This window comes from Acidovorax sp. GW458-11-26-14-TSB4, assembly GCF_059423865.1.
Genome location: NZ_JBWKYR010000023.1, coordinates 1 through 20,428 on the forward strand (window position 1 = coordinate 1; position 20,428 = coordinate 20,428).

The 20,428-nt window shown below is 68.6% G+C and carries 18 protein-coding genes; 12 read left to right on the plus strand and 6 right to left on the minus strand.

Annotation, left to right across the window (positions count from 1 at the left end; all coding sequences use genetic code 11):
* The coding region (locus AC07X5_RS27770) for a methyl-accepting chemotaxis protein (RefSeq protein ID WP_494772764.1) at positions 1 to 558 on the plus strand (558 nt) is incomplete at its 5' end.
* 105 nt (positions 559 to 663) lie between these two features.
* Positions 664 to 888 carry a tautomerase family protein gene (locus AC07X5_RS27775; RefSeq protein ID WP_494772765.1) on the plus strand — a complete coding sequence of 75 codons (225 nt, stop codon included), beginning with the start codon at positions 664 to 666 and terminating at the stop codon, positions 886 to 888.
* Positions 889 to 898: 10 nt separating this feature from the next.
* Here the strand turns inward: AC07X5_RS27775 and recJ are convergent, their stop codons facing one another.
* Positions 899 to 2,614: a single-stranded-DNA-specific exonuclease RecJ gene (gene recJ / locus AC07X5_RS27780; RefSeq protein WP_494772766.1), complete on the minus strand. Its 1,716-nt coding sequence runs from the start codon at positions 2,612 to 2,614 to the stop codon at positions 899 to 901.
* Positions 2,611 to 3,561: a phosphoglycerate mutase gene (locus AC07X5_RS27785; protein WP_494772767.1), complete on the minus strand. Its 951-nt coding sequence runs from the start codon at positions 3,559 to 3,561 to the stop codon at positions 2,611 to 2,613. The genes recJ and AC07X5_RS27785 overlap by 4 nt, the downstream gene beginning before the upstream one ends.
* A gap of 75 nt (positions 3,562 to 3,636) precedes the next feature.
* On the opposite strand from AC07X5_RS27785, the gene AC07X5_RS27790 reads away from it, so the two are divergent.
* From AC07X5_RS27790 to AC07X5_RS27805, 4 genes are all read left to right on the plus strand, one after another.
* Positions 3,637 to 4,893 carry a lipoprotein-releasing ABC transporter permease subunit gene (locus AC07X5_RS27790; RefSeq protein ID WP_409954445.1) on the plus strand — a complete coding sequence of 419 codons (1,257 nt, stop codon included), beginning with the start codon at positions 3,637 to 3,639 and terminating at the stop codon, positions 4,891 to 4,893.
* Positions 4,893 to 6,146: a lipoprotein-releasing ABC transporter permease subunit gene (locus tag AC07X5_RS27795; protein WP_494772807.1), complete on the plus strand. Its 1,254-nt coding sequence runs from the start codon at positions 4,893 to 4,895 to the stop codon at positions 6,144 to 6,146. The genes AC07X5_RS27790 and AC07X5_RS27795 overlap by 1 nt, the downstream gene beginning before the upstream one ends.
* A complete protein-coding gene (gene lolD, locus AC07X5_RS27800; RefSeq protein WP_494772768.1) occupies positions 6,139 to 6,867 on the plus strand; it encodes a lipoprotein-releasing ABC transporter ATP-binding protein LolD in 729 nt (242 codons plus the stop codon). The genes AC07X5_RS27795 and lolD overlap by 8 nt, the downstream gene beginning before the upstream one ends.
* A gap of 139 nt (positions 6,868 to 7,006) precedes the next feature.
* Positions 7,007 to 9,910: a PAS domain S-box protein gene (locus tag AC07X5_RS27805; protein WP_494772769.1), complete on the plus strand. Its 2,904-nt coding sequence runs from the start codon at positions 7,007 to 7,009 to the stop codon at positions 9,908 to 9,910.
* Positions 9,911 to 9,914: 4 nt separating this feature from the next.
* Here AC07X5_RS27805 and AC07X5_RS27810 read toward each other — a convergent pair whose 3' ends face one another.
* The 4 genes from AC07X5_RS27810 to AC07X5_RS27825 are packed head-to-tail and all read right to left on the minus strand — an operon-like array spanning position 9,915 to position 13,958.
* Positions 9,915 to 10,958, minus strand: coding sequence for a VWA domain-containing protein (locus AC07X5_RS27810; protein WP_409962108.1), 1,044 nt, complete (start codon positions 10,956 to 10,958; stop codon positions 9,915 to 9,917).
* A gap of 20 nt (positions 10,959 to 10,978) precedes the next feature.
* Positions 10,979 to 11,983, minus strand: a complete 1,005-nt coding sequence (locus tag AC07X5_RS27815; protein ID WP_494772770.1) for a DUF58 domain-containing protein — start codon at positions 11,981 to 11,983, stop codon at positions 10,979 to 10,981.
* Positions 11,964 to 12,980: an AAA family ATPase gene (locus tag AC07X5_RS27820; protein ID WP_409962112.1), complete on the minus strand. Its 1,017-nt coding sequence runs from the start codon at positions 12,978 to 12,980 to the stop codon at positions 11,964 to 11,966. Before AC07X5_RS27820 ends, AC07X5_RS27815 begins: the two co-directional genes overlap by 20 nt.
* A 30-nt stretch (positions 12,981 to 13,010) precedes the next feature.
* Complete coding sequence (locus AC07X5_RS27825) at positions 13,011 to 13,958, minus strand: S1C family serine protease (RefSeq protein ID WP_494772771.1); 948 nt, start codon at positions 13,956 to 13,958, stop codon at positions 13,011 to 13,013.
* Positions 13,959 to 14,057: 99 nt separating this feature from the next.
* Between AC07X5_RS27825 and AC07X5_RS27830 the strand changes: the two genes are divergently transcribed.
* The 6 genes from AC07X5_RS27830 to AC07X5_RS27855 all read left to right on the plus strand — a co-directional run bounded on the left by AC07X5_RS27830 (position 14,058) and on the right by AC07X5_RS27855 (position 20,319).
* Positions 14,058 to 14,918, plus strand: a complete 861-nt coding sequence (locus AC07X5_RS27830) for a TatD family hydrolase (protein ID WP_494772772.1) — start codon at positions 14,058 to 14,060, stop codon at positions 14,916 to 14,918.
* Between the two features lie 69 nt (positions 14,919 to 14,987).
* On the plus strand, positions 14,988 to 15,536 hold the full coding sequence (locus AC07X5_RS27835) for a DNA-deoxyinosine glycosylase (RefSeq protein WP_409962118.1): 549 nt from the start codon (positions 14,988 to 14,990) through the stop codon (positions 15,534 to 15,536).
* Complete coding sequence (locus tag AC07X5_RS27840) at positions 15,537 to 16,301, plus strand: class I SAM-dependent methyltransferase (RefSeq protein WP_409962120.1); 765 nt, start codon at positions 15,537 to 15,539, stop codon at positions 16,299 to 16,301.
* Between the two features lie 60 nt (positions 16,302 to 16,361).
* A complete protein-coding gene (gene tfpB / locus AC07X5_RS27845) occupies positions 16,362 to 18,170 on the plus strand; it encodes a type IV pilus assembly ATPase TfpB (RefSeq protein WP_494772773.1) in 1,809 nt (602 codons plus the stop codon).
* A gap of 130 nt (positions 18,171 to 18,300) precedes the next feature.
* Entirely contained in the window at positions 18,301 to 18,789 is a 489-nt protein-coding gene (locus AC07X5_RS27850) for a tripartite tricarboxylate transporter TctB family protein (RefSeq protein ID WP_409962124.1), read from the plus strand.
* An 18-nt stretch (positions 18,790 to 18,807) separates the two neighbouring features.
* Positions 18,808 to 20,319 carry a tripartite tricarboxylate transporter permease gene (locus tag AC07X5_RS27855; protein ID WP_409962126.1) on the plus strand — a complete coding sequence of 504 codons (1,512 nt, stop codon included), beginning with the start codon at positions 18,808 to 18,810 and terminating at the stop codon, positions 20,317 to 20,319.
* Positions 20,320 to 20,428: the final 109 nt, after the last annotated feature.

Consider the following 20,428-nt stretch of genomic DNA (forward strand, 5'->3'; position numbering starts at 1 on the left):
GCGGCCAAGGAAATCAAGACGCTGATCAATGCCAGCGTGGAGAACGTGGAATCGGGCTCGGCCCAGGTGGCGCAGGCGGGCCAGAGCATGGAAGAGATCGTCTCCAGCGTGCGCCGGGTGAGCGATCTGATCGGCGAGATCACGGCCTCCTCGACCGAGCAGCGCGACGGCATCGCCCAGGTGAACCAGGCGGTGACGCACCTCGATCAGATGACGCAGCAGAATGCGGCGCTGGTGGAAGAATCGACGGCAGCGGCGGCGTCGATGCGCGACCAGGCGCAGAAGCTGGCCGAGGTGGTATCGATGTTCAACGTGGGGGCTGTGGCGGCACGGGCGCCTGGAGCAGCGCCACGGCCTGCACCGGCTGCCAGCCGGCCGGTGGCCGCGCCCGCGCGCAAAGGCGTTGCCGGCAAGTCGCCAGCGCCTGCCACGGCACGGCTCACGGCGTCGGTGCCCAAACCGGCAGCGGCCCCCAAGCCTGCAGCAGCCGGTCCAGCCCCTGCACCGGCCCCCCGCGCCACCGCAAAGGGCGGGGACGACGACTGGGAAAGCTTCTGACCGCAGGCGTTGCAACGGGGCAGCGCTCCCGCAGACAATCCACCAAGGCAGCACAGGCTGCCTTTTTCATTCCTGAGACACCAATCCTCGACAGAAAGCCTTTCCATGCCCCTGATCAACATTCGCCTGGCCAACCGCGATATCCCCACCACGTCCGCCCAGAAGGCCGCGCTGATCGCCGGCGTTACGCGCCTCATGCAGGAGGTGCTCGACAAGAAGCCCGAGACCGTGACCGTCATCATCGACGAGGTCGATCCTGACAACTGGGGCGTGGGTGGCGAGCAGGTCACGGTGGTGCGCCAGCGCGCCAAAGGCCCTTTGCAGGCCTGAAACCGCCGCGCTAGATCTCAGCGCCCTCCACCAGAAATTGCACCTTGCGCTCGCCGCGCCATTCGTTCACATCCAGGCGAAAGGCCAGCAGCACGCGCGCAGGCAGTTGCTCGGTGTGGCCGAACCAGATCGCATCGACGGGGTTGCCCTGGTGCATGAGCTTGATGGACAGGTGGTTCTTGGCCTCGCCCACCAGGCGCTGGCTCAGCACTTGCACTTCTTCGCTGAAGGTCGGCGGCGCAAAGCCCTGGCCCCAGACCTCCTGGTGCAGCGTGTCCACGACGTCGGCGCGGCAGTACTCGGGCGCCAGCGGGCCATCGGTCTCGATGCGGCGCGTGAGCGTGGAGGCATCGAGCCACTCCTGCGCCACCTGGGCCAGGGCCTGCTCGAAGGTCTCGAAGGCTTCCTCAGGCACGGTGCAGCCGGCCGCCATGGCATGGCCGCCGAACTTGAGCAGCACGCCCGGGTGGCGCTTGGCCACCAGGTCCAGCGCGTCGCGCAGGTGAAAGCCCGGGATGGAGCGGCCCGAACCCTTGAGCTCGTGCTGCTTGCCCGGTGCGCTGCTGGCCGCGAAGACGAAGGTCGGGCGGTGCAGCTTGTCCTTGATGCGCGAGGCCACGATGCCCACCACCCCCTCGTGGAAGTCGGGGTCGAAGACGCTGATGGCCGGGGGCGGGTCCTCGCTCTCGTCGAACAGATTCTCGGCCATCAGCATGGCCTGCTCGCGCATGCCGCCCTCGATTTCGCGGCGCTCGCGGTTGATGGTGTCCAGCTGGCCGGCCAGATCGCTCGCCCGGCCCGGGTCGTCGGTCAGCAGGCACTCGATGCCCAGCGTCATGTCGGCCAGGCGCCCCGCGGCATTGATGCGAGGCCCCAGCGCAAAGCCGAAGTCGAAGGTGGTGGCGGCCGGCGCCTTGCGCCCGGCCGCCGTGAACAGCGCGGCCACGCCGGCCGGCATGGCGCCGGCGCGGATGCGCCGCAGGCCCTGGGCCACCAGGCGGCGGTTGTTGGCGTCCAGGCGCACCACGTCGGCCACGGTGCCCAGGGCCACCAGGGTGAGCAGGGGGTCAAGCTTGGGTTGGCTGGCCAGGTCGAACACGCCACGTGCACGCATCTCGGAGCGCAGGGCCATGAGCACATAGAACATCACGCCCACGCCGGCCAGGGACTTGCTCTCGAAGGTGCAGCCCGGCTGGTTGGGGTTGACCATGGCGTCGGCCGCGGGCAGCTCGGGGCCGGGCAGGTGGTGGTCGGTGACCAGCACCGAGAGGCCCAGGGCCTTGGCCTCGGCCACGCCCTCGACGCTGGCGATGCCGTTGTCCACGGTGATCAGCACGTCTGCGCCGCGCTCCTTCACGCGGCGTGCTATCGGCGGGGTCAGGCCGTAGCCATCGGTCACGCGGTCGGGCACCAGGTAGTCCACATGCCTTGCGCCCAGCAGGCGCAGGCCACGCACGGCCACGGCGCAGGCCGTCGCGCCATCGCAGTCGTAGTCGGCCACAATGCACAGGCGCAGGTCCTGTGCGATGGCATCGGCCAGCAGGGCGGCGGCAGCCTTGATGCCCATGAGCCCGGCGGGTGGCAGCAGGCGCGCGAGTCCATCGTCCAGCTCGTCCTTGTCGCGCACGCCGCGCGCGGCGTACAGGCGCGCGAGCAGCGGGTGCACGCCGGCCTGCTCCAGCGCCCAGGCGGCACGCGGGGGAATGTCTCTGGCCGTGATTTTCATAGTTGGGGTGCCACCTGGGCAAAGCGGGTGGGCTTGAAATGGGCCTGGATGCGCTGCAGCAGGCCGCGTGGTGCGGTATGGAAGGACCTTGCGGACTGCTCGCCGCACAGCGTCAGGCGCACGCGCGCACCTTGCTCGGCCTGGCGCAGCAGTTCGGCCACGGGCCCGGCGTCCAGGGCGGTCCAGGCAGAGGCCCAGCCACGCCAGTCCTCGCGCAGTGCGGCATTGCGCAAGGCCATGGGCATTTGCGGCGCATGCGCGGGTGGCGTGGCAGGCAGAGGGCCTGCGCCGTGCACCCAGAAGGAGTTGACCATGGGCAGGCCGCGCTCGGCCCGCTGCTCGGTGAAGGCATGGGTGTACAGCAGCATCTGCATTTCGCTTTGCAGACGGTGCAGGGTGCGCGCCCGGGTGGCGTCGGGCATCCAGGGGCGCACATCCCGCAGCAGCACGCGGTCCAGCGAGGCGGTGGCCAGGTCGGCCAGCAGCGGGCCCTTGGCCAGCCAGCGGGTGGGCTGGTCATAGTGCAGCGTGATGCCGTCCTCTGCGAACCAGGGGGCGACGATGGCCAGCAATGCACGCGAGGCAGCTTCATCGATGCCCAGGGTCTCGGGGTCGCGCAGGGTGATGTGGTCGGTGGTCACCTGCCATTGGCAGGGGGTGACAAAAGCCCAGGCCTCGCCATCGGCCGGCAGCCCCTGCTGCAGCCGGTACCAGGCAGCCCAGGGCGTGCGGCCATCTTCGGCCGGCAGCCCCAGGGCCTGGGCCAGGGCACGCTCGTGGGGCGCCGAGAAGCTGGTCTCCTCGCCACTGCGGGAGTGGGCCGGGTCGGCGGTGAGCCGCGCCAGCAGGCGGTCCAAGTGGGGCAGGGGCAGGCTGGCCAGCGTTTGCCGGCACCCCTCGGAGGCGCTGGCAGCGTAGGGGATGAGCAAATGGGGGATGTCCGACATCCCCCTATTGTCCGGGATGCCACAATCGCTCCCGCCGTGTTCGGCCATTTCCTGTGGCCCCGGCGTTTCTCCACCATGCAACTTCCCTACGAACTGGCCCTGGGCCTGCGCTACACTCGCTCGGGGCGGGCCACGCGGCGCAATGGCTTCATTTCCTTCATCTCCGGCGCGTCCATGCTCGGCATCGCCCTGGGCGTGGCGGCGCTGATCGTGGTGCTCAGCGTCATGAACGGCTTCCAGAAGGAGGTACGCGAGCGCATGCTGGGCGTGGTCGCCCACATCGAGGTCTTTGCGCCCCAGGGCGCCGCCATGGCAGATGCGGCGCGCACCATCGCCGAGGTGAAGCAGAACCCGGCCGTCACTGGCGCCGCCCCCTACGTGGCAGCCCAGGCCCTGATCGCCCATGGCGACGACATGAAAGGCGCCCTGGTGCGCGGCATCGACCCGGCGCTGGAAGGCTCGGTGACTTCGCTGGCCGCATCGAACGCCCAGGTGCTGGCCACCCTCGTGCCCGGGCAGTTCCGCGTGGTGCTGGGCAGCGAGCTGGCCAAATCGCTCGGTGTGAAGGCGGGCGACGCCGCGACCCTGGTGGTGCCTGCCGGTCAGGGCGGCAATGGCAGCCAGGGCGGCCCGCGCTACCAGCCGCTCACCGTGGCCGGTACGGTGGACTCGGGCCACTTCCAGTACGACTCCACCCTGGTCTGGATGCACCAGGACGACGCCATGGCCGTCTTCGGCCTGCGCGGGCCCACGGGCATCGGCCTCAAGCTGCAGGACCTGGAGCAGGCCAACGCCGTGGCCTACCAACTGGCCCGCACCGTGAGCGGCGACCTGCTGCTGCGCGACTGGACGCAGCAGAACCGCACCTGGTTCGAGGCCGTGCGCCTGCAAAAGCGCATGATGTTCATCATCCTGGCGCTGATCGTCGCCGTGGCGGCCTTCAACCTCGTCTCCACGCTGGTGATGACGGTCAACGACAAACGCGCCGACATCGCCATCCTGCGCACCCTGGGCGCCAGCCCCAAAAGCATCATGGGCGTCTTCGTGGTGCAGGGCGCCATGGTGGGCATCATCGGTACCCTGGCCGGCCTGGTTCTGGGCCTGGGCATCGCCCTGAACATCGACGTGATTGTGCCGGCCATCGAGAAGGCGCTGGGCGCCTCCTTCCTGCCCAAGGACATCTACCTCATCGACCGCATGCCCAGCGAGCCGCAGAGCACGGACATCGTTCCCATCGCCCTGATCTCGCTGGCACTGGCCTTCGTGGCCACCCTGTACCCGAGCTGGCGCGCCAGCCGCGTGAACCCTGCTGAAGCGCTGCGCTACGAATGATGCAAATTCCCTATGAACTGGCCCTGGGCTGGCGCTACACCCGCGCCGGCCGCGCCACGCGGCGCGACGGCTTCATCTCCTTCATCTCGGGCGTGTCCATGCTGGGCATCGCCCTGGGCGTGGCGGCGCTGATCATCGTGCTGTCGGTGATGAATGGCTTCCAGCGCGAGGTGCGCGACCGCATGCTCAGCGTGGTCTCGCACATCGAGATCCTGGCGCCCCAGGGGGCTCCGCTGCCCGACGTGGCCACTACCCTGGCCGAGGCCAGGCGCAACCCAAACGTCACCGGTGCCGCGCCCTTCGTCTCCGCGCAGGCGCTGCTTTCGCGCGGCCCGGACATGCGCGGCGCGCTGGTGCGCGGCATCGACCCGGCGCTCGAAAGCTCGGTGACCGACCTGGCGGCGGGCAACGAGAAGACGCTCAAGCTCCTCGTGCCTGGCGAGTTCCGCGTGGTGCTGGGCGGCGAGCTGGCACGCTCCCTGGGTGTGCGCACGGGCGATACCGTGACGCTGATCGCGCCCGCCGGCCAGGTCACGCCGGCCGGCGTGGTGCCGCGCCTCAAGCAGATGACGGTGGCTGGCACCTTCGACTCGGGCCACTACGAGTACGACGCGGCGCTGGTGCTGCTGCACCATGAGGACGCCCAGCGCATCTTCCGCCTGGAAGGCCCCACCGGCATCCGCCTGAAGCTCACCGACGTGCACCAGGCGCGCTCCGTGGCGGCAGAGCTGGCGGGCAGCGTGAGCGGCGGGTTGGTGATCCGCGACTGGACGCAGCAGAACCGCACCTGGTTCGCCGCCGTGCAGCTCGAAAAACGCATGATGTTCATCATCCTCACGCTTATCGTGGCCGTGGCGGCGTTCAACCTCGTCTCCACGCTGGTGATGACGGTGACCGACAAGCGTGCCGACATCGCCATCCTGCGCACGCTGGGCGCCAGCCCCAGGAGCATCATGGGCGTCTTCGTGGTGCAGGGGGCCATGGTGGGCGTGATCGGCACCCTCGCCGGCCTGCTGCTGGGCCTGGTGATCGCCTTCCACATCGACGTGATCGTGCCGGCCATCGAGCGGGCGCTCAATGCGAGCTTTCTGCCCAAGGACATCTACCTCATCAGCAAGATGCCCAGCGACCCCCAGGGCTCGGACATCATCCCCATCGCCATCATCTCCCTGATCCTGGCCTTTGTGGCCACCCTCTACCCCAGCTGGCGCGCCAGCCGTGTGAACCCCGCCGAGGCGCTTCGCTATGAATAAGAACAACGTTCCATCCGCCATGCCCCTGCCTGCCGCCCCGCCCGCGCGTGGCGAGGTGGTGCTGCAGGCCCAGGGCCTGACCAAGCGCTTCACCGAAGGCCGGCTGGACGTGACCGTGCTGCATGGCGTGGACCTGCAGGTGCATGCGGGCGAGACCCTGGCCATCGTCGGCGCTTCGGGCTCGGGCAAGAGCACCCTGCTGCACCTGCTGGGCGGGCTGGATGCCCCCACGTCCGGCAGTGTGCGCCTCAAGGGCCACCAGCTGTCCTCGCTGTCTCCGGTGGAGCAGGGCCGGCTACGCAACGAGCATCTGGGCTTCATCTACCAGTTCCACCACCTGCTGCCCGAGTTCACGGCGCTGGACAACGTGGCCATGCCGCTGCGCATCCGCCGCATGCCGCAGGCGCAGTGCCATGAGGAGGCCGCGCGCGTGCTCACTTCGGTGGGCCTCAAGGAGCGCCTGCACCACCGCCCCGCCGAGCTGTCGGGCGGCGAGCGCCAGCGCGTGGCCATTGCCCGCGCCCTGGTCACGCGCCCGGCCTGCGTGCTGGCCGACGAGCCCACGGGCAACCTGGACCGCACCACGGCCGACGGCGTCTTCGCGCTCATGCTGCAGTTGGCGCGCGAACAGGGCACGGCCTTCGTGATGGTCACGCACGATGAGTCGCTGGCCGCGCGCTGCGACCGGGTGGTGCACCTGGTGCTGGGCAAGCTCGGCTGAGCAGCCGGCCCGCCCGCCGGTGGCCGGTGGTGCGGGAACTGCTGGTTACCATCGCGGCACGCTTCGGTGGCACGGGATGGTTCGGATGGGCATGAACCCGTTTTAAGATGCTCGCAGTTGGCTTCAGGAGATTCGCGCGATGACGGTTCCGGCATCCATCCCCTCCGATGAAGTGCGCAGGCTGGAGGCTCTGCGCGCCCTCATGGTGCTGGACTCCCCCGCCGAGCCGCTGTTCGACTCGATCGCCCGCATGGCCGCCGAGGTCTGCGGCGTGCCGATCGCGCTCATCAGCCTGGTCGATGCCGAGCGCCAGTGGTTCAAGGCGAGTGTCGGCCTGCCCGGTGTCAACGAAACGCCGCGCGACGTGGCCTTCTGCGCCCATGCGATCCTCTCGGACGAGCTCATGGAGGTGCATGACGCCACGCAGGACGCGCGCTTTGCGCGCAATCCCCTGGTCACGGGTGCTCCCGACATCCGCTTTTACGCTGGCGCCCCCCTGCACGCCAGTGGCGATGGCGACCGCGTGGGCACCCTGTGCGTCATCGACCGCCGGGCGCGCGAACTCACCGAGCAGCAGCGGGCCACGCTGCACTCGCTGTCGACCATGGTGTCGCAGGCGCTGGACATGCGCCGCGACCTGATCGCGCGCGCGTTCTCGGTGCGCCAGGAGTACGAAAAAGCCCTGTCCGAAAGCGAGATGCGCTACCGCACCATGGTCGAGGCGCAGACCGAGATGATGTCGCTGGCCTGGCCGCAGGGCGAGGTGTTCTACGTCAACCCGGCCTATGCGCGCCACTTCGGGCTGCAGCCCGGCGACATGGTGGGCAAGGACCTGTTTTCGTACGTCGATGCGGCCGACCGCGAGGCGGTGCGCTCGCGCATTGCCGAGGTCTTCCGCACCGAGGGCACGACCCAGGGCGAGAACCGCATGGTCAGCGCCGATGGCTCGGAGCGCTGGATGGCCTGGACCAACAGCTTTCTGCGCGACAGCGAGCAACGGCCCTACCTGCACTCGGTGGGGCGTGACATCACGGCCCAGAAGGCGGCGGAACGGGCGCTGCTGGCCAGCCAGCAATTGCTGGAGCGCACTGGCCGCGTGGCGCGGGTGGGTGGCTGGGAACTGGACCTGCGCAGCCGCCGCGTTTCCTGGTCGGCCGAGACGCGGCGCATCCATGAGGTGCCCGCGGACTTTACGCCCACGCTGGACAACGCCCTCGATTTCTACACGCCCGATGCGCAGCGTGCCATGTCGGCCGCCGTGCGCCAGGCCACCATGACGGGCGCCTCGTGGGACCTGGAGGTGCCCCTGGTGACCGCCGCCGGGCAGCGCATCTGGGTGCGCGCGGTCGGCGAGGCCGAATACGAAGGGGGCGCCGTGGTGCGCCTGTTCGGTGCCTTCCAGGACGTGACCGAACGCCGGCGGATGGCGCAGCAACTGGCCAACAGCGAGCGCTTCGTGCGCCTGGTCACCGACGGCCTGCCGATCCGCATCGCCTACGTGGACCGGGAACTGCGCTTTCGCTTTGCCAACCTGGCCCAGTGCCAGCGCTTTGGCGTGAGCCGGGAAGAGGTGATCGGCCGCACACGCGAAGAACTGCTCGGGGAGCCCGCGTCGCCCGAGTCGGTGCAGCGGATCCAGCGGGTGCTGGCGGGCACCGTGCAGAGCTACGAGCGCGACGAAGTGCGCGATGGTGTCGTGCACCGCATCGAGAGCCAGCTGGTGCCCGACATCTCCGACGATGGCCAGGTGCGGGGCTTCTTTTCCACGGGTGTCGACATCACCCAGCGCGCGGCGGCCGAGCGCGGCCTGCGCGTGCTCACGGCCATCCTGGAGCACACCTCCGATTTCGTGGTGCAGACCGACCTCAAGGGCAGAGTCACCTACATGAACCCCGCGGCGCGGCGGGCCCTCGGTTTCTCCCCCGACGAGGATGTGGGCACCCACATGTTCACGGAATTCAACACCCCCGAGACCAATGTGCTGTATGGGGAGGCCATTTTGCCGGCTGTCAGGGCCGGCGGCATGTGGGTGGGCGAGACCACGGTGTATGCGGCCGGGCAACGCGTGGTGCCGGTGAGCCACATGGTGATTGCGCACCGCGATGGGGAGGGGCGCATCCAGCACTTCTCGGCCATCATGCGTGACATTTCGGAAGCTGCGCAGGCGCGCGCCGCCCTGCTCAAACAGACGGCCACCCTGCGTTCCATCACCGAGGCCCTGCCCTCGCTGGTCGCGGTGGTCGGGCCGGACGAGCGCTACCAGTTCGTCAACAGCGCCTTCGAGCGCTGGCACCGCGTGCCGCGCGAGCAGATCCTGGGCCACAGCATGGAGGATTTCCTGGGGGCGGCGGAGTACGCGCGCACCCGGCCCATGGTGCAGAAGGTGCTGCGGGGCGAGACCCTGACCTTCGACCAGGACCATCCCCAGCGCGTGCCGGCCAGCCATGTCACCATCCACTTCATTCCGCTGTGGTCCGAGCCGGGGGCGGTCGATGGCTTCGTCTCCATGGCGCAGGACGTCACCAGCTACCACCAGGAAGCCGGGCGGCTGCTGGAACTGGCGCAGCACGATCCCCTCACCGGCCTGCTCAACCGGGCCGGACTGCAGGCCTATGTGGGCCAGAAGGACCTGGCGTTAGAGGGGCCGCTGCTGGCCCTGCTGTACATCGACCTGGACCACTTCAAGCCGGTGAACGACGCGCACGGCCATCCTGTGGGGGACCTGCTGCTGCAGGCCTTCGCGCAGCGCCTGCTGGCCCTGGTGCGGCCCAGCGATGCGGTGGCGCGGCTGGGCGGCGATGAATTTGCCGTGGTGCTGGCCGGCGTGCGCGAGCCGGCCCATGCCGAGGCCGTGGCCCACAAGATCCTGGAGGCGGCGCACACGCCGTTCGAGATCGGCAATTTGCGGCTGTCGGTGGGGGCCAGCGCGGGGCTGGCGCTGGGTACGGACCCGGCCAGGGGCTGGGCCGACCTCATGGCCCGCGCCGATGAAAAGCTCTACCTGGCCAAGCGGTCCGGCCGGGGGCAGTTCCAGGGCGGCTGATGCCCTACATCACCCGCCCGTACCACCAGACCGACAGGCCTGCCGCCAGGAGCGCCAGGGCGGCGCCGACCAGCGCGAACAGGGCCGAGATCTCGGTTTCCTTTTTCTCCACCGTGAGGCGCGAGCTCAGGGTCTCATAGACCTTCTTGAGGTCCGCCGCCGTGGCGGCGTGGAAGTATTCAGCCGCAGTGCGGGTGGCCACGGCCTTCAGGGTCTCTTCGTCGAGCCGCACGCGCATGGACCAGCCTTCGAAGCCGATGGTCTCGCCCTGCAGCGTGCCCACGCCCACGGTGTACACGCGCACGCCGCGCTCGGCGGCCCATTTGGCGGCTTCGAGCGGGTCCACCCCGGTGGTGCGCTGCCCGTCGGTCAGCATGATGATGGCAGCCGAGTTGTAGGAGCCCGGTGCCACGGGCGTGAAGGGCTTGGCGGGGTCCTGCTTGTTGAGGTCTTCCAGTGGTTTCGGCTTCATGGCTTGGCGCCCGCCCAGGGCCGAGATGTCGATGCCGGCATCGGGGAAGAGGGTGGCCAGCGACAGCATGATGCCGTTGCCCGTGGCCGTGCCGCGCTGCAGCTGGAAGCTGTCGATGGCCTTGACCAGGTCTTCGCGGCTCTGCGTGGGCAGCTGCGCCAGCTGGGCGCTGCCGGCAAAGGCCACGATGCCCACGCGCACATGGCGCGGCAGCTCGGCGATGAAGGCCTTGGCCGCGTCCTGCGCGGCGGTGATGCGGTCGGGCTGCACGTCGGTGGCGCGCATGCTGCCCGAGACGTCCATGGCCAGCATGATGGTCTGGTCCTGCGAGGGCAGGGTGATCACCGCCAGAGGCCGGGCCGCGGCCAGCAGCAGCGCCACCAGCGCCAGCAGGAAAAGAAAGGGCGGAATGTGCCGGCGCAGGTGCTGCGCCGGGCCCATGGCCTCGCGCACCAGCGACAGGCTGGAATAGCTCAGCGCGGTTTTCTTGCGCCGGTGCAGCAGCCACCAGTACAGCAGTACCAGCAGCGGCACGGCCAGCAGCAGCCAGAGCAGAGAGGGCCAGAGAAAGACCATGGTGGCGTGTCCTGTGGTTGTCAGGCGGCGGCCTGCGCTGCCGTCCATTGGAACGAGGGGTGCGTGGCGGGCCGCACGCGGCGCTGGCGCAGGTCCATGAAGCGCAGCAGCGCGTCCACGAGGTCGTCGTCGGTGCGCAGCTCGAGCGTGTCGGCGCCCGCCTTGGCCAGGCCCTCGCGCAGCACGGCCTCGCGCTGGGCCGCCAGGCGCGCGAAGCGGTGGCGAAAGCCGCTGTCGTGCGTGTCCACCTGCAGCTGTTCGCCGCTTTCGGCGTCGCGCAGCGTGACCAGGCCCACGTCGGGCAGCTCCAGCTCCAGCGGGTCGAGCAGGCGCACGCTCACCACGTCGTGGCGGCGCGCCAGCTGGGCCAGCGGCTTTTCCCAGCCGGGGGCACTGATGAAGTCGGACACCACGAACACCGTCGAGCGCCGGCGCAAGGTGCCCAACGCGCCCTGCAGCAGCAGGTGCAGCTCGGTGCTGCCCGATTGCAGCTTGGGCGCGGGCTGGAGCAACTGGTGCACCAGGTGCAGCACTTGGGCGCGGCTGCTGCGCGGGGGCAGCACCGTATCGACCGCGCGCGAGGGTGCGCCACCGGCACCGTAGAGCATGGCGCCCACGCGGTTGCCGTGGCGTGTGAGCAGGCGCGAGAGCACGGCCACGAAGCCGGTCAGGATGTCGCGTTTGGCATTGCCCTGGGGGCCGAAATTGACCGAAGGGCTCAGGTCCAGAAGGAACCAGGCCGACATCTCGCGGTCTTCCGTGAACACGCGCACATGGGGCATGTTCAGGCGCGCCGTGACGTTCCAGTCGATGTGGCGCACGTCGTCGTGCGGCTGGTACTCACGCAGGTCGGCCAGGTCCAGGCCGGCCCCGCGCATCAGCGTGCGGTAGTCGCCCTGCAGCAGCCCGTCGAGCCGGCGGATCACGCTCCACTCCAGCTGGCGCAGCAGGCGGTCAGCCTGGCCGGGCAGGGTGGGGAGCGGGCGCACGGGCGCGGCCCCGGTGTCAGGCGGCTTTGGGCTCATGGTGCAAAGGTTTGGCAGGGGCAGGCACCTTGGCCATGATGCGGGCGATCAGAGCATCGGCGTCCAGGCCCTCGGAGAGCGCTTCGTACGACAGCGACAGCCGGTGGCGCAAGACGTCGGCCGCCAGGTCGGTCATGTCCTCGGGCAGCACGTAGCTGCGCCCGCGCAGCATGGCCAGGGCCTGGGCGCCTTCGGCCAGGCAGATGGTGGCGCGCGGGCTGGCACCACAGGCAATGAAGGGGGCCAGGTCCTTGAGGTCGTGGCGTGCCGGGGCGCGCGTGGCGGCCACCAGCTTCACGGCGTACTGCAGCAGCGAGGGGTCGACATAGACCTCACGGCACTCGGCCTGCAGTGCGGCCAGCTGGGCCGTGGTGGCCACGGGCAGCACCTGCACGGGCTTGTCCAGCGCGCGCTGGGCGATCACGAATTCCTCTTCCTCGGTCGGGTAGTCGATCAGCACCTTCATCATGAAACGGTCCACCTGGGCTTCGGGCAGCGCATAGGTGCCCTCGGTCTCGATCGGGTTCTGCGTGGCCATCACCAGGAAGGGCGAGGGCACCTTGTGCGTCTCGCCGGCAATCGTCACCTGGCGCTCCTGCATCACCTCGAGCAGGGCGCTCTGCACCTTGGCGGGCGCGCGGTTGATTTCGTCGGCCAGCAGCAGGTGGGTGAACACCGGGCCCAGGGAGGTGCTGAACTCGCCCGTCTTCTGGTTGTACATGCGCGTGCCCACCAGGTCGGCGGGCACCAGGTCGGGCGTGAACTGGATGCGCTTGAAGCTGCCCTGGATGGTGCTGGCCAGGGTCTTCACCGTGAGCGTCTTGGCCAGGCCGGGCACGCCCTCGACCAGCAGGTGGCCCTGGGCCAGCATGGCCACCATCACGCGTTCCAGGAAGCGGTCCTGCCCCACCACGACGCGCTTGACTTCGTAGAGCACCTGCTCCATCAAGGTGGCGGTGGCGGCGTTCGATGCGGAAGGCAGCGGGGTCGGTTCCATGGGGCTCCTTGCGATGGGTGAAGGTTCAGGTCAGAAAGGCGACATGCCCACGGCCGAGGCCGCGTTCTCGATGGGCACGGCAAAACCGATGCCGATGAAGGTGCGTGCCGGCGTGGGATTCAGGATGGCGGTGACGATGCCGATCACCTCGCCGTCCATGGTGACCAGGGGGCCGCCCGAGTTGCCGGGGTTGGCCGCGGCGTCGAACTGGATCAGGTTACCGAGCTCGCGCTTGCCCTCGGGCGAGGTGAACTGGCGCCCCAGCCCGGAAATGACGCCGGCCGAAGCCGAAGGCCCGATGCCGAAGGGAAAGCCCACCACGGCGACCTGGTCACCGGGGCGCAGGTCATTCGTGGAGCGCAGGGAGGCGGCCTCCAGATCGTCGGGCACCTTGTGCGCCTGCAGCACGGCCAGGTCGTTCTCGGGCTGCACGCCGGTGATGGTGGCGGTGGTCTGCAGCCCGTCGTGGAAGGTCAACTGGATGCGGTCGGCCCCCTGCACCACATGCAGGTTGGTGAGGATGACGCCCTTGTCGACGATCACCACGCCCGTGCCCACGCCGCGCTCCACCTCCTCCTTGCCGCTCTTGCTGCGCCCGAAGCCGACCACGCGCACCACCGAGGGCGCGATGGTTTCCACGGCGCGTGCCGCCGCCGAGGGCAGGGTGGTGGTTTCCAGCGTGCGCAGCACCGCCTGGTCGATGTCTTCCTGGGTGAGCTTGCGGGGCACGCTGCGCTGGTTCAGCCACACGCTGGCCACCAGCAGGGAGGCCAGCAGCAGCAGGGCCGCCCACAGGGCATAGAGGTTGCGGCGCGAGAGAACCACCGCCTGGGGCCTGCCGGCGGGCTGGCTAGGGGCTGGCGCAGCCACGGACTCCGCCGGGCGGGCCGGTTCCGAGGGCACAGCGCTGCTCGGGGCCGCGGCCCCGGCAGGGCGGCGGGCGGGGCGGGAGCTGCTGTAGACAGTGGGTCTGGGCATCCTGTCACCTTCCGGTACACCTTGGCGCGGTGCATGGTTTCACAGTAGCACGGATCGCGCCCTTGTGCACATCGGGGGCTTCATCGTGCATCATGTTGCATGAGCTTCTGGATAGACACCCACTGCCACCTCGATGCGCCCGAACTGGCGAGCGACGTGGACACCGTGCGCAACCAGGCCCGTGAGGCCGGCGTGGCGCACTGCGTGCTGCCTGCGGTAGAGCGCGCCAACTGGGACGCTGTGCGCCTGCTGGCGCACCAGTATGGGGACAGCTATGCCCTGGGAATCCACCCCCTGTGCACCCGCACGGCGGCGGACGACGACCTGGAATGGCTGGCCCGGGAGCTCGAAGAGCGCCGGGGCGATCCGCGCCTCGTCGCCGTCGGGGAGATCGGCCTGGATTACTTCGTGGGCGGCCTCGACCCGGAGCGGCAGGAGCATTTCTACCGCGGGCAGCTCAAGCTGGCGCGGCGCTTCGGGCTGCCGGTGGTCCTGCACGTGCGCCGTTCGGCCGACAGGCTGCTCAAGGGCTTGCGCGAGGTTCAGGGCCTGTCGGGCATCGCCCATGCCTTCAATGGCAGCGCGCAGCAGGCCCAGGCCTTCTTGGACCTGGGCTTCAAGCTCGGCTTCGGCGGGGCGGTCACCCACGACCGGGCCCTGCAGCTGCGCCGCCTGGCCACCGAGCTGCCGCTCGATTGCCTGGTGATGGAGACCGACTCCCCGGACATCCCGCCGCACTGGCTCTACACCACCGCCGCCGAGCGCGAGGCGGGCCGGCCCCAGGGGCGCAACACCCCGGGCGAGCTGCCGCGCATCGGCGCGGTGGTGGCGGAACTGCGCGGCATGCCCGCGCAGGCGCTGGCCGAGGCCTCTACCGCCAATGCGCTGGCAGCCCTGCCGCGGCTGGCGCCCTTGCTGCAGAGCGGGCCGGCTCCGTCACGGTCTTTTACCGATTCCTGACGTTCGCTCTCGGGTTTTAGCTATATATTTGATAGTAACCGGGCGATCCTGTCCCGAACCCCTTGCCCCATGCCCTCGACCGCCCCTGCCTCGCCACTGGACGCCCCCGCCGCCCGCCTGGCCGGACTGCCCGCCGTGGTGTCCGCCAGTACCGTCGTGCTGGTGCTGGGCAGCTTTCCCGGCGCGGCCTCGCTGCGTGCGCAGCAGTACTATGGGCACCCGCAGAACCACTTCTGGCGCATCCTGCAGGCCCTCTGGCCGCAGCATCCTCTGCCGGGGTCTGCCGGGCCCGCCAGCTATGCCGAGCGTTGCGAATGGCTGCTCGAGCGCGGACTGGGGTTGTGGGATGTGTACGCCAGCTGCGAGCGCGAAGGCAGCCTGGACGCCGACATTCGCCATGCCGTGGTGAACGACTTCGCGTCGCTGCGCACCGTGGCGCCGCGCCTGGCCGCCATCGCCCACAATGGGGGCGAAAGCTACAAGCACGCAGCGCGCACCGCCGCCCTGGGCGTGCCGGTGCACAAACTTCCCTCCACCAGTCCGGCCAACGCCTCGTGGAGTTTTGAGCGCAAACTGAACGCGTGGGCCGAACTGATGGCCCGCTACCGACTGACCTGAATGACCCGCAAGAAGAACAGCACCGCCGAACTGCCCGAAGTCAGCGTCTCCGACGATGGCGAAGTGCGCCACCTGCACCTGGGCACGCCCTGGATCCAGGGCTCCATGCGGGTGGACGAGCCCTTCGCGCTGGAACTGGAATACGTGCAGCGCATGATGGCCTGGCTGCTCTTTGTCGAGCCCGCTTCGGTGAGCAAGCGCCACGCCATGCAGTTGGGCCTGGGCGCGGGCGCCATCACCAAGTTCTGCCACAAGAAGCTGCGCCTGTGCGCCACGGCCATCGAACTCAACCCGCAGGTGGTGGCCGTGTGCCGCCAGTGGTTCAAGCTGCCGCCCGACGGCCCCAAGCTGCGTGTGGTGCTGGCCGATGCGGCGCAGGAGATCCGAAACCCGATGTGGCTGGGCACCGTCGATGCGCTCGCAGTGGACCTGTACGACCACGACGCCGCGGCGCCCGTGCTCGACAGTCCCGACTTCTATGCCGACTGCAGGGCCCTGCTGTCCGAGGACGGCAGCATGACCGTGAACCTGTTCGGCCGTTCGTCAAGCTACGAGAAGAGCCTCAAAAGCATGGCCAGCGCCTTTGGCGAAGACGCCCTGTGGGCCTTCAAGCCCACGCGCGAAGGCAATACCGTGGTGCTGGCCCAGCGCACGCCCACGCGCCCCAAGCGCGCCGAACTGGCGGCCCGGGCCGAGGCCATCCAGGCCCGCTGGGACCTGCCCACCACCAAGTGGCTGCGGGCCTTCAAGCCGGTGGCGGCCTGAACCTGCCGCATCCCACCCACCCGTCCTGCCCCGTCCATCCCCTCCGAGAGGCCCGCAGACATGAGCACCACCCTCACCCCGCCCGTCCCCGCTGCCAAGGCAGCGATCAAACCGGCCAACCACATCGGCCCCGTGGACTGGCGCCGCCTTGTCGAGTGGCTGAGCGCCGATGGCGTGATCTCCCAGGAGGAGGCGCAGCGCACCATTGCCCGCTGCTCGCAGGCCGAGAGCTCGCAGCCGGCCCTGGTGCGGCTGGCGGCCGTGGCCATGACGCGTGCCTCCGACGGCAAGCCGCTGGACATCGAGCTGCTCACCGAGTACCTGGCCAAGCGCAGCGGCCTGCCCTACATGCGCATCGACCCCCTCAAGGTCGATGTAGGCCGCGTGGCCGACACCATGAGCGCCACCTATGCCGAGCGCCACAAGGTGCTGCCGGTGCAGGTGACGCCCAAAGAGGTGGTGGTGGCCACGGCCGAACCCTTTGTCGACGACTGGGTGGCCGAGGTCGAGCGCCAGGCGCGCCGCACGGTGCGCCGCGTGGTCGCCAACCCGCAGGACATCCACCGCTTCACGGCGGAGTTCTTCGCGCTGGCCAAATCCGTGCGCGCCGCGCAGAAGGCAGGCGGCGCATCGGGTGGCAGCAGTTTCGAGCAGTTGGTGGAGCTGGGGCGCAGCAACAAGCAACTCGACGCCAATGACCAGGGCGTGGTCAAGGTGGTGGACTGGCTATGGCAATACGCCTTCGACCAGCGTGCGAGCGACATCCACCTGGAGCCGCGGCGCGAGCAGGGGGTGATCCGCTTTCGCATCGACGGCGTGCTGCACCCGGTCTACCAGATGCCCATGGGCGTGCACAACGCCATGATCTCACGCATCAAGCTGCTCGGGCGCATCGACGTGGTGGAAAAGCGCCGGCCGCAGGATGGCCGCATCAAGACCCGCAACCAGCGTGGCGACGAAGTGGAAATGCGCCTGTCCACGCTGCCCACGGCCTTCGGCGAGAAGATGGTGATGCGGATCTTCGATCCCGACAACACCGTCAAGGACCTCGACGCGCTGGGCTTCGCGCAGCACGATGCGACGCGCTGGGAGTCGCTGGTCAAGCGCCCGCACGGCATCATCCTGGTGACCGGGCCCACGGGCTCGGGCAAGACCACCACGCTGTACTCCACGCTCAAGCGCGTGGCGACGGAAGAGGTCAACGTGAGCACGGTGGAAGACCCGATCGAAATGATCGAACCGAGCTTCAACCAGACCCAGGTGCAGCCCCAGCTCGACTTCAATTTTGCCGAAGGCCTGCGCGCGCTGATGCGCCAGGACCCGGACATCATCATGGTCGGCGAAATCCGCGACCTGGAAACCGCCGAAATGGCCATCCAGGCGGCGCTCACGGGCCACCTGGTGTTCTCCACGCTGCACACCAACGACGCGCCCTCGGCCATCACCCGCATGATGGAGCTGGGGGTTCCGTCCTACCTCATCAATGCCACGCTGCTCGGCGTGCTCGCGCAGCGCCTGGTGCGCACCTTCTGCAAGCAGTGCAAGCAAAAGGACGAGTCGGCCGACCGCGAGGCGCTGGGTGCCTTCATCAAGCCATGGAAGCTCAGCGGTGCCTACCAGCCCTACAAGGCCGTGGGCTGCGTGGACTGCCGCATGACCGGCTTCCAGGGCCGCATGGGCCTGTACGAACTGCTCACCGTGAGCGAAGCGCTCAAGGACAAGATCACCACCGCACCGTCGATGGAGGCACTGCGCCGGCAGGCGATTTCCGATGGCATGCGGCCCCTGCGCCTGGCCGGTGCACTGCGCGTGGCCGAGGGCATCACCACCATCGAAGAGGTGATGTCCGCAACCCCTCCCATGGACTGATTCGCATGCGTTGTACATAGGGAAAACGCGCAGTCCCGAGTGTTACCGGGTGTAGGTGGAATCCACATCCGGCAAGCCTCCTGTTGCCAGCACAATCGCACGGTTGTGAAATCCGCATAGGAGACAAATCGTGCAAATCAAAAGTCAGAAAGACTTTTTTTCCGGCCTCATGTTCATGGGTGTCGGGGTCGCGTTTGCGTGGGGTGCCACCACGTACAACGTCGGTAACGGCGCCCGCATGGGCCCTGGCTACTTCCCCCTGTTGCTCGGCATCCTGCTGGCCATCATCGGTGCCGTGATCACCTTCAAGGCCACCACGGTCGAGACGGTGGACGGCGACAAGATCGGCAAGTGGGCCTGGAAGCCGCTGTTCTTCATCCTCGCCGCCAACCTGGCCTTCGGCATCCTGCTGGGCGGCCTGCCCAGCATCGGGGTTCCGGCCATGGGCCTGATCGTCGGCATCTATGCACTGACCTTCATCGCCAGCCTGGCCGGCAACGAGTTCAAGGCGCGCGACGTGTTCATCCTCGCCACCGTGCTGGCCGTAGGCAGCTATGTGGCATTTGTCTGGGCGCTGAAGCTTCAGTTCCCGGTGTGGCCCAGTTTCATTTCCGGTTAAGCCAGGAGCATCCACACCATGGAATTGATCAACAACCTGTCGCTGGGCTTCGGCGTAGCGTTCACGTTCCAGAACCTCATCTACTGCTTCATCGGCTGCCTGTTGGGCACGCTGATCGGCGTGCTGCCCGGCATCGGCCCCGTGGCCACCATCGCCATGCTGCTGCCCGCCACCTATGCACTGCCTCCCGTGGCTGCGCTGATCATGCTGGCCGGCATTTACTACGGCGCCCAGTACGGCGGCTCCACCACCGCCATCCTGGTGAACCTGCCGGGCGAATCGTCCTCGGTGGTGACGGTGATCGACGGCTACCAGATGGCGCGCAAGGGCCGAGCGGGGCCGGCGCTTGCGGCGGCCGGGCTGGGTTCGTTCTTTGCCGGCTGCGTGGGCACGCTGATCCTGGCGGCCTTCGCGCCCCCGCTGACCGAAGTGGCCTTCAAGTTCGGTCCTGCCGAATACTTCTCGCTGATGGTGCTCGGCCTGATCGGTGCTGTGGTACTGGCATCGGGTTCGCTGCTCAAGGCCGTGGCCATGATCGTGCTGGGCCTGCTGATGGGCCTGGTGGGTACCGACGTGAACTCGGGCGTGGCCCGCTTCAGCTTCGACATCCCTGAACTGACCGACGGTATCGGCTTCGTGACCATTGCCATGGGCGTGTTCGGTTACGGTGAAATCATCGCCAACCTCGCGCGCCCCGATGACGACCGCGAGGTGTTCACCGCCAAGGTCGAAGGCCTGTTCCCCACCAAGGAAGACTTCAAGCGCATGGTTCCCGCCGTGCTGCGCGGTACGGCCCTGGGCGCTGCCCTCGGTATCCTGCCCGGTGGCGGCGCGCTGCTGGCGGCCTTCGCTGCCTACACGATCGAGAAGAAGACCAAGCTCAAGCCCGGCGAAGTCCCGTTCGGCCAAGGCAACATCCGCGGTGTGGCATCGCCCGAGTCGGCCAACAACGCCGGTTCGCAGACCTCCTTCATCCCGCTGCTGACGCTCGGTATCCCTCCCAACGCCGTGATGGCGCTGATGGTCGGTGCCATGACCATCCACAACATCCAGCCTGGTCCCCAGGTGATGACCAGCAATCCCGAGCTGTTCTGGGGCCTGATCGCCTCGATGTGGATCGGCAATGCGATGCTGGTGATCCTGAACCTGCCGCTGATCGGCATCTGGATCAAGCTGCTCACCGTGCCTTACCGCTGGCTGTACCCCTCCATCGTGCTGTTCTGCGCGGTCGGTGTGTACTCGACCAACAACAACACCTTCGACATCTGGATGGTCGGCATCTTCGGTCTGGTGGGCTACATCTTCCACAAGCTGGGCACGGAACCCGCGCCGCTGCTGCTGGGCTTCATCCTGGGCCCGATGATGGAAGAGAACCTGCGCCGTGCGCTGCTGCTGTCGCGCGGCGACTGGAGCGTGTTCGTCACGCGTCCGCTGTCGGCCGGCCTGCTGGCGGCTGCCGCCTTGCTGCTGGTGATCGTGCTGCTGCCTGCGGTGAAGAGCAAGCGCGAAGAGGCCTTCGTCGAGGACTGATCGCCCGGCCTGCTTCGAGAGCCAACACAACGGCGCCTTCGGGCGCCGTTGTTTTTTGGCGAGTCCAACCCCCGGGGCCCTGGGCACCCCGTGGACAATGGCGTGAACA